The following is a 9,825-nucleotide window of genomic DNA, read 5'->3' on the forward strand; positions in this document are numbered from 1 at the left end:
AAACCAGGTCTTAAGAAAGCTCGTAAAGCATCACAATTTAGTAAACGTTAATTCGAGAAAATTACTATACTTACAGAGAGCACCTTTCGAGGTGTTCTTTTTTATATTTTCATACTAAATTGGTGCAATCTGACAAAGTCAGTTGCCTCAGAACGTTAATCAATACGATACTATCAACGTTCACAAGCACTTCATGATTCACACTATGAGGTGTTTTTGATGATTTTTAGCACAATTCACACTATTGTTTCTTTGCATTCAACTCAAATTCTTCTGGTCAAATTATTAACAAATCTTCAAGAAGAGTGATTGGTGAAATAGGCTGTTTGAGGCTTTTATGCTATACTAGTTTTAATGACAATCTTCTATTTCTAAAGCAACAATAGATCCGTAATTTGTTTTTAATTAAGGAGTTTGGGATTGTAAGAGGGAGATGATATATCTGAAGGAGTATCAATATGAAAAAACGTGCCTTGATTTTACTGGTTTTGTCCATTGTAGTATTTGGAGGAGGCGCATGGCTAGCACAGGAAACAAATCTATTTCTAAGTCCGCGAGCCAAGCAGTTGGCTTATTTAAAGGAGCATCAAAAAGAAATAGAAGATTTTGTAAAGTCTAAAAATTCAAAGATTGAATCTGTTCAAATTGATTGGAGACAGACACAATGGGATAAGGTAGGAAATGGTACACCTCAAGGAGGAGGAGATATTATTGATGTTTATGGAACGTTTAATAACATTGATAATTCTGGTTGGCATGTAATGATAATTGTAGATGATGGAAAAGTTGATTTAGCTTCGATGACATTAGTTAATGGCCTAGGCATTGGAGGGAAACCGTTTGAGTAATAGTAATTTAAAAACCTTTGATAATTTTTATTCAAATTTAACATCATTCATTCCCCACTGACTTCAAATACTTGCTAAAAGTATTTTTTTTTACATTCATGGTATAATATACTTAGATTCCGCTATATAGGAGGAAAGAGATGAAAAAACGTACTTTGGTTTGGCTAGTTATAGCCCTTGTAGTATTTGGAGGAGGCGCATGGATAGCACAAGAAACAAATCTATTTCTAAGCCCACGGGCTAAGCAGTTGGCTTATTTAAAGGAGCATGAAGAGGAGATTAAGGAGTTTGTAAAATCTTTAGATCATAAAGTAGAATCTGTTCAGATTGATTGGGATGAAACAATGTGGGAAAAAGTTGGAAATGGAACTCCAAAAGGAGGAGGGAATGTTGTAATAGTTGGAGGAGGCTTTAATAATATAGAGGGCTCAACTTGGCAAGTAATTTTTGAAATTGAAGATGGACGAGTTGCTTTTGATACTATGATGCAAGGCGGTCCATTGCGAGTAGGAGGAAGGATTTTTGATTAATAGTAACTTAAAACCTTTGATAATTTTTACTCAAATTTAACATTCTCTTCATTCCCCACCGATTTCGAATACTTGCTAAAAGTATTTTTTTTTACATTCATGATATAATATACTTAGATTCCACTATATAGGAAGAAAGAGATGAAAAAACGTACTTTACTTTGGCTAGTTATAGCCCTTGTAGTATTTGGAGGAGGCGCATGGATGGCACAGAAAACAAATCTATTTGGAGGAATAACTCTGAGCCCACGGGCTAAGCAGATGGCTTATTTAAAGGAACATGAAGAAGAAATTGTAAAATTTGTAAAGTCTAAAAATTCAAAGATAGAATCTGTTCAGATGGATTGGAATAGTTTAACTGTTGAACAGATAGGGAATGGAACTCCACAGGGGGGAGGTTATAATCTATCAGTGAAGGGTTCTTTTAATCATATAAAGGATTCTGACTTTACAATAGATTTTCGATTAAAAAATAAAAATGATGTGCCTTCAATAGATAGGATTGGTATGTATAATCAGCCTAGAGTGTTAAAAAATGGAGGTTGGGACAAGTATGACGGATAGTAATCTAAAAGATTATGACAATTTTTATGCAAATTTATCTCAGTCGGCTTATAGAGGGAGACCAAATACTTTATCACGCTATAATAATGCTGTAAATTGGACTTTGATAGATTATTCCCAAGATATAGATGATGATGGTGAAATCACTCCCGGAGGTAAACATCTTCCTCATGACGGTAAGGTCTACTTGCAGCCAGATCCTGATTTGCGAGATACTTATAAAGTTACATCGATACCAGTTCCTGATGCGAATGGGATGAGGCAGGATATTCGTCACAAACGTTATCAAAAAGGACTCTTAACTGATGATGAAGCTGGTTTCAGTGCCTACTACTTAACGGATACGCCTACCTTGACTAATGATACTACGAAAACTTATATGACTATCCGCGGCAGTGATGCCATCAGTAAAGAAAATTGGAACGACTGGGTTGACAACGACGCTCAGTTTGCGCTCAACCATATCCATACGCCGCAAGCCAAGTTAGCAACAGTAGGAATGAAAACGAAAATCGCTGAGATGCGCGAAAAGGCTCCAAATGCGACGATGGACATTGCAGCTCATTCCCTAGGAACCATTGTCTCTGCGCAAGGGGTAGCTGGCCTTACTGATGAAGAACTGGAGAAAATCGGCAAAGTCGTCCTCTTTGACGGCCCGGACACGACAAAGAGTTTAAAGAAAATGGGACTCAGCGATGAGAAAATCAAAAAGATTAGCGAAAAAATAGAGTACTATGTCAATCCTTTTGATGTCGTGGGTATGCTCAATCGTGAGCATACCATTACCAAATTACCTGGGGACTCCGATGAACCTCTTAAAAAACCCGTCGGTAAAGTCAATGTCCTTGTCCCCCTTCATTATACCCAGATTACTGATCCGGAAAGTTCCCATGACTTTGGTGTTTTCCAATCGGATGGAAAGGGAAATTTATTGACTGCGTCTGAGGATTTTCACCCAGAATTGCTCAGGGCAGGTGAAAAGCTAGCTCGACTGATAGCGACAACCTTGGATTCCCTCCGGGCTTTAGGAGTCGATGAAAATGTAGCCTCAAATGTTTTAAATGCCATTATGAGGGGGGAAATCGTAAATAAGGCAGCTATCGGATATGGCTTTTATGAGAATTTTAAAACAGAGTATAGTAAAATTGTCGAAGAAGCTCGTAAAGAATCGATAAAATGGGATCGAGAAGCTATTCCTCGTTATCAGGAACAACTGAGAGATGGTAATCTTACAGGAGAAAAGAGGATTTTGGTCCGAGCTCAGTTGCTTCAGACAGCAGCCCAGTTGGCAAATTTTGACATGGAAGACAAAGTTAAATCTGTGAAAACTTTACTTTCAGATGCTAAGGAAGATATTCAAAACATGATAAAAGAAACAAGACAGACAGCGTTTGACATGGTTGGATATTTGTCAAGTTCAGAAGTTACAAATCTACTTTCTGGTTTTGACACAACAAGCTTTTGGGATGAAGGCGTTGCAAGTGACACGAAGACTGCAGCAACATCCTTCCTGACACAAATCGAGCAACTAGGGGAAAGCTTGGTTAAAGCTAGTGGTTCCTTTGAGAGCATAGATACAGATAGTGCTGAAGATTTTAACAATCTATTGGCGGATGTAAAACAAACATGGAGGGGAAAGAATGTTAGTCCTAACGGATGAGGATACTTTAATTACAAGAGAGCAACTTGACAGAGGCTTCAAAGAAAGAATGAAGGAACAAGAACGCCAAGCAGTCAGGGCCTTAGTAACTGCAAAAGAACTGTCAATCCTTGCTAAAGGAGTGGAGTTAGCTAAAAAGTTGCAAGAAGCAGCTTCAGATATGTAAGAGTACGCTTCTAAGACTTATGTAAACAATATTAAGGGTGGATTTGAGGGCAAGGCTGCTGATGCTGCTGAAACTTACTTGACTCAGACCATGCAAACCCCTACTTTACAAAGTCCAATCAAAAACTAGGAGAAAACTTGTGATGGATAAAAAGGAACTTCAGAAACTAGAGGATGAGCATAATCGTAAATTACGAGACTTAGAGCGTTTAGAGATGGATTTGGATGATGATTTCCACAAGTTTAGTAGGGAGACGGATCATCTCCTAGAGGCGCTTTCCTATGCATGCAGAGACAGTAGTTTTGCTGAAATTCAACCATATATCTTTGAGATAGAGAACAATTTGGATAACTATCATCAACTTTACAAGAGTCGTATAGAGAATGTGTTGGAAGCTCGTCATCAAGAGAATAAAAACTTTCATAGAAAGTTAGAAGAAAAGAACGTTTGACAAATATACCTTATAAAAGAAGGATGATATGAGTTTGTTATACTTTGTTATTATAAATAAAAAAAGAAGTAATTATACAAGAAAAGTAGATAATTTAATCTTTCTTACTAGTTTTTAGATGGGAATAGCTCTTATTTTTTTTATAAATAGAATAAAAAATGAATTTTAAACTTGCAATTGAGGCAAATTATTGATATAATGAGGGCATAAATTAATATAAAGGAGTTTCACATGGCTTTAATTCAATTAACAACAGAAGAATTGCGCACCTCTGCTCAAAAGTACACTCAAGGTTCTGAGGAAGTAAGACAAGTACTTCGTACATTGACTCAAGAGCAAAATACTATCCGAGACAACTGGAAAGGTGCTGCTTTTGAGAGCTTTGATCGCCAATTCACAGAATTGTCTCCAAAAATTGAGGAGTTTGCAACTTTGCTTGATGAAATCAATGCACAGTTGAACAAGGTTGCTGAAATTGTTGAACAAAACGACCAAGATCTTGCATCACAAATTTAATTTGTTATATAAGTGGCTTTAGGAGGGCGAGAGCCTTCCTATTTTTTATGACGGAGAAGATTTAAAGTAATATGAAGAAGAATAGAATTTTTAAATATATAGGAAGTAGTCTGTTGGCATTAGGGTTGCTTGCATTGATTATTTTTTTGAATCTATCTGTTCAAAAAAATACAACGATTAGCAATGAGAATAATGCAAAGGCTAATCAGCAGACAAAATTAAATGTAGCTATCGTAAATGAAGATAAGCCTGTCTACGTAGATACAAAAGAATACAATCTAGGTGCTAGTTATGTAAAAAATATCGAGCGTGATAATTCACAAAATTGGTCTGTTGTCCCTCGTGGAGCAGCTGATTCTGGGTTAGAAAGTGGGAAATACCAACTCGTTTTAACAATTCCTAGTGACTTTTCTGAAAAAATACTCGATATTAACAGCATCAATGTTGATAAGACAACCATCAATTATAAGGTGAATGCGCAAGGAAATTTGCAAGTAGAAAATGATGCAAATAAACTAGCGAAAGATATTGTTTCTGATTTGAATGGTCAGTTAGTTGACATGTATATGGCTAGTATTTTGAACAACCTTTATACAGCACAAAAGAATGTTCAAGCTAGCTCACAGATACAAGCAACCAATATCGGAAACTATCGTACGAATTTATATAATACAGCTATCAACTCTAAAAATCTTTTCCCAACTCTCTATAGTATGTCTAGTTCCTCTGTTGACGCCAACACTGCTTTAAAGACAGGTTTGGAGGGCTACTCACAGATTTTTGGTCGTTTTGATGTTTCGCAGATTGCCTATGGCGAGAAGTTTGGAACTCTACTTAAGAATAGAGTAGATGAGAAGAAAAATCATGCGGATGTTATCACTGGGCTCATTTCTCAGAGTCGGGAAGACGTTAAGGGACAAATTGAAACCTATAAGGAATTAATTAAAGCTCAAGGTAGTCTGACTGCGAATATAGATGGAACACCAGCATCCACTGATGGAACGTCACCAGAAGTTGAGGCTTACTATAAAAAAGTAGCAGAAAGCATCAGCACAGAGATTGGTAGCTTACAGAAAAATCTAACAGATGAAAGAACCAAGTTTGAAAATCATAAAAATGATATTCATAACTTTATTGATGAGAAATTAGCCACTTACTATGGAACAAGTGAGAAGAGCAAAATCACTCTTGATCGATTTTTGGATAAAGCTGCAAACAAGGATTTAGAGAAGGTTGAGGAATCTCTAAAAGAGCAGCTGGCTTCTGCAATCTCAGAATTACCCAAAGAAGACTTTAGTGGAAAAGAATTTAGTGGTTTTGGTATGACACCAATCACAATTCCTTCTGTAAACTATACAGATTTAAAAACGATTAAAGAGCCAAGCGACGAGATTTCTTTGACGGACTTGAAGAATCTGGAACATCTGGCAATCACGAGTACGAGTGCTGTTGGACGAACAGGAACAAAGGCTAAGGTATCATGGAAGGCTGGAACAGGAGTGACGGTTCATTCGGTCACTTATGATGGCACACCAGTTGAGTTTGGTCAAGAAATTGATTTGAAGACGGGTGGGACTTTCAAAGTAGCCTATAGTGTTGCAGAGGCAGCTCCGACTCCAACTACAAGTTCAACGGGGGCTTCAAGCCCAACTCCAAAAGCGGAGCCAAAGACTGTTGATATTTCCTTGAATGATGTTCAAGCAGTCAGTGCTCCGATAGATGTCTTAGCCGTTCAGCAAGCAGCAGTGACTTATGGACAAAAGGTTCAGAAAATAGCTTCTGACTACCAAAAGGTGGAAGCACTCAGACAAGCATACAATACTGTCAAAGAGTTACGAAATAGTGATGTAACAGATGCTTTATCAAATATTTGGCTTGAAGCTATTAGTTCAAACCTGAAGAAGTATGAAGACAGTCTGACTGCACCTGCTAGCGATACAGATACAGAGGGTACTAAAGAGAAAGTAGATAAAGCCTTGTCAAAACTGACTACTCTCAAGCCTGTTCTAGAAAAAAATGTGAAGGATGTTTTGACTACCAACCAAGAATTGAATACAAAAATCAATGAACAGTTAGAGTTGTACAAGAAGTTGGAAGAAAATCTAAAGGATTTGGTTGAGAAGCAAGGGAAAGGCAATGATGCTTTTGAAGAGACTAATAATCAATTGGCTACCCTAAATTCGGATTATGCAGCTCTCTTGTCAGAAACTACGGGTGTGAAGGAATCTTCTCAAAGTAATGTCAAAGCTGCAGAGTCTGTGAATGAGACTTTAGGTAATTTCAATCGTGAATTGTCAAACGCTCAAACAAGTACTGAAAAGTTGTCACAAGATGCTGACTCCTTGATGACGCAGTTTAACGAAGAATTAACTAACAATGGAAACTTTGTAGAATCCTTTGTGAAGGTTCTGAATAATGCCTATCAAAATGGGGTACCAAATGAAGTGTTGTTGAACTTCTTATCCAACCCTGTTACCCAAAATGCTACTTCAGTGAAAGCGACTGTCAATGTTTACCGTCCATTTACATGGATTTTACTATTGGAGATTGTTAGTCTCTTTACAGCCTATCTGTTTGCAACTCAAAACGTTATTCGCAAAGTCAAAGATAAGTTCAAACTTGATAAGTTACATGATACAGACTTGATGACGGTAACCATCCTATCTGCTTTAAGTATCGTTGTCGGATTGGTAGTTGGTGTTGTATCAAGTGTTCAGCTACAGGTTGGTCGTGAATATCAACCATCTTGGGTTCTATTAATTGTTTTAGCCGCATTTGTACTGATTCAAGGACAATATCTATTGCTTAAACATTTCCGAGTGATTGGTATGGGACTCTCCTTCTTTATGATGATTAGCTTTGTCTACCTATCAAATGCTATTGGGACAACAGCAAGTCTAACTGGTTTCCCAGCATTTATCAAAAATCTCAATGCGTTATCAATATTAGAAGGTTTGCTTTCAGGATACTTTGATGGACATCCAGCAGCAATTATCGCTTTTGTTGCAACGATTGTTGTCATAGCTGTTTTACTTGTTATAAATATTTTTATCAGAGAAAGTAGTTTGTGGTTTCAAGCAAACCAAGCTGAGAAAGAATAGAAAATAGAAATATGAAGAAAATCATTCTTTTCCTTCTTACCTTAGTAACATGTGCAGCAGTCTCTGGGGCTGCTGCAGATGATTTGAAGGATAATAGTCTGCAGATTGATGATTCCCGACTTGAAAAGAAAGAGGGATTGAAATTTGGTCTACAGTCTGAACAAACCAAGGAGCTTTTTAATGAAGCAACTCAAAAGAGGTTGCAGGACATGCAACAGCATCAAGAGGAACAGTTGATCACAGAAAGGGGCCAACTGTTTTCTGCTATACAGAGACCAGTGAAAAAATCTTCTGAAGAACAGTTGTTTCAGCCCAATGCTCAAAAAACAATTAAATTTCAAACAAATATAGGCCATGTAGAAAAAGGTGGTCTGAATGACTTTCTTCCAGAGATATTCTATGTGGTGTTGATTTTCTTGCTTTTTGGAGCAACGGCAGTAATGAGTTATCGTGTGATGGTAGAAGGGATGGACTAAGTTTTTAACTAGTCTGTCTAAATAACTTAGAAAAGGATAAACCAGGCATAGGAGGCGTGTAAAAGGTGGAGCAACATATCAATATTACCCTACGTTTGAGAGAAAGAGATGTGGATATTCGCATTCCACGGCGAATTGAAGTGCGCCGGCTGGTGCGAGAAGTGGATACGATTTTTAATCCAGGTATCAAGCGAAAAAAATATCAATTAAGAATTGTCAATAAAGGTTTGTTGATTGATGAAGGGAAACATCTGTCTGATTATCCTATGACGACAGGAGATTTAGTAGAAATTGAGGAGATATAGGTGGCTGAAGAAAAATTTGAATTTGGTGGACAGTCGTTTGTCTATGAAAAAAATGAAACAAACTGGGAATTAAAACTCAAACGTTCAGATGTTGCGAGTCAAGATTTACGGGAACTCTTACTATTGGATTTGCATCATCCATTCTTTTTGGAGCAATCGATGGTGTCTGATGAGGATAGTGTCACCTTCTCCTATCAAGTCGAAGCTCATGGACTGACTTATGAGGAAATAAAGGAACGTACCATTTCGGAAAGAATCCGTTTGGCCCTAAACGTTTTTCGTCTAGAGGGCGCCTTGGAGTTACCTGTGACTTTCCTTTTGCACCCAGTAAATCTCTTTATTACCAAGGATGCTCAGGCTAAGATTGCTTATCGTGGAATTCCTGGTCTGATGGTTCCTCAATCCATATCCTCAGAAGATTTTTTACGCCAGGCTAAATGTTTTACAGTAACACTATTTAGCGATTTGGATTTCATGGATCTTTATAATGGTTCCTTGGAATTAGAGACCTTGCCCGACTTCTTAAATGACCTATGTCAGGCAGATGATATAGAGGCTGCAGTAGCTGTTTTGGAGAAGTACTACACGGAGAAGGCTGCGAAAGAACGGGCAGATTTGGTCTTGGTTCCAAGTAGACGCCATCGTGTCTTTAAACTGGCAACGATTTGGTTAACAGCCAGCGTTGTCTTGTTGATCGTTCCACTGATCTATCTGATTTTTGTGCAAAATCCTTTCAAAGAAAAGATGTTGCAGGCAGATACTGCCTTTATTAAAGTTGATTATAGTGGTGTTATTACAGAATTAGAGAGAATTGATCCAGCTAGCTTGCCGAATACGCAAAAGTATGAGTTGGCTTACTCTTATATTCAGGGGTTGGAATTTTCTTCTGAACAAAAGAAAGTCATCTTGAACAACGTAACACTCAAGTCAGATGAGCTTTATTTGACTTACTGGATCCAGGTTGGGCGCAATCGCTTTGAAGAGGCTCTTGATATTGCCAAACGGATTAACGACAGTGACTTGATTCTCTACGCTTTGACTCAGGAAATCAAGCAGGTTCGAGAAGATGGCAACTTGTCAGGGAAAGACCGTGAAAGTAAGTTGAATACTTTGGAAAGCGAGTATAAGAAATACTGGGATAGTCGAAGTGAGCTACTAACGAGTGAATCAAGCTCCAATGCTTCTACAACTCCTAATCCGCAAGACAA

Annotated in this window: 10 protein-coding genes and 1 pseudogene; all 11 read left to right on the forward strand. The window is 37.7% G+C overall.

The annotated features are described in order from the left end of the window. The first annotated feature begins 458 nt into the window (after positions 1 to 458). Positions 459 to 848, forward strand: a complete 390-nt coding sequence (locus GMD6S_RS07175; RefSeq protein WP_000745394.1) for a hypothetical protein — start codon at positions 459 to 461, stop codon at positions 846 to 848. A gap of 140 nt (positions 849 to 988) precedes the next feature. After that, positions 989 to 1,378 carry a hypothetical protein gene (locus tag GMD6S_RS07180; RefSeq protein ID WP_000747476.1) on the forward strand — a complete coding sequence of 130 codons (390 nt, stop codon included), beginning with the start codon at positions 989 to 991 and terminating at the stop codon, positions 1,376 to 1,378. 141 nt (positions 1,379 to 1,519) lie between these two features. Further along, a complete protein-coding gene (locus GMD6S_RS07185; RefSeq protein ID WP_000747466.1) occupies positions 1,520 to 1,942 on the forward strand; it encodes a hypothetical protein in 423 nt (140 codons plus the stop codon). After that, the gene (locus GMD6S_RS07190; RefSeq protein ID WP_000132379.1) at positions 1,932 to 3,602 is read left to right on the forward strand and encodes an Mbeg1-like protein; all 1,671 of its coding nucleotides are present in this window, start codon (positions 1,932 to 1,934) and stop codon (positions 3,600 to 3,602) included. The genes GMD6S_RS07185 and GMD6S_RS07190 overlap by 11 nt, the downstream gene beginning before the upstream one ends. Further along, a pseudogene (locus GMD6S_RS13110) lies at positions 3,583 to 3,897 on the forward strand (hypothetical protein). The gene GMD6S_RS07190 and the pseudogene GMD6S_RS13110 overlap by 20 nt, the downstream one beginning before the upstream one ends. Positions 3,898 to 3,910: 13 nt before the next feature. Then, positions 3,911 to 4,219, forward strand: coding sequence for a hypothetical protein (locus tag GMD6S_RS07200; protein WP_000358232.1), 309 nt, complete (start codon positions 3,911 to 3,913; stop codon positions 4,217 to 4,219). Between the two features lie 231 nt (positions 4,220 to 4,450). Further along, complete coding sequence (locus GMD6S_RS07205) at positions 4,451 to 4,735, forward strand: WXG100 family type VII secretion target (protein WP_001173991.1); 285 nt, start codon at positions 4,451 to 4,453, stop codon at positions 4,733 to 4,735. 71 nt (positions 4,736 to 4,806) lie between these two features. Beyond that, on the forward strand, positions 4,807 to 7,836 hold the full coding sequence (gene esaA / locus GMD6S_RS07210) for a type VII secretion protein EsaA (RefSeq protein WP_025172602.1): 3,030 nt from the start codon (positions 4,807 to 4,809) through the stop codon (positions 7,834 to 7,836). An 11-nt stretch (positions 7,837 to 7,847) separates the two neighbouring features. Next, positions 7,848 to 8,312 (forward strand): type VII secretion protein EssA, encoded by a 465-nt coding sequence (gene essA, locus GMD6S_RS07215; protein WP_000720508.1) that lies wholly within the window; start codon positions 7,848 to 7,850, stop codon positions 8,310 to 8,312. A gap of 65 nt (positions 8,313 to 8,377) precedes the next feature. Then, positions 8,378 to 8,617 carry an EsaB/YukD family protein gene (locus GMD6S_RS07220; RefSeq protein WP_000434883.1) on the forward strand — a complete coding sequence of 80 codons (240 nt, stop codon included), beginning with the start codon at positions 8,378 to 8,380 and terminating at the stop codon, positions 8,615 to 8,617. Further along, positions 8,618 to 9,825: type VII secretion protein EssB (essB, locus tag GMD6S_RS07225; RefSeq protein WP_000796946.1), on the forward strand; the 1,208-nt coding region annotated here is incomplete at its 3' end. It abuts the gene before it with no gap.

This window comes from Streptococcus sp. GMD6S, from assembly GCF_000297015.1.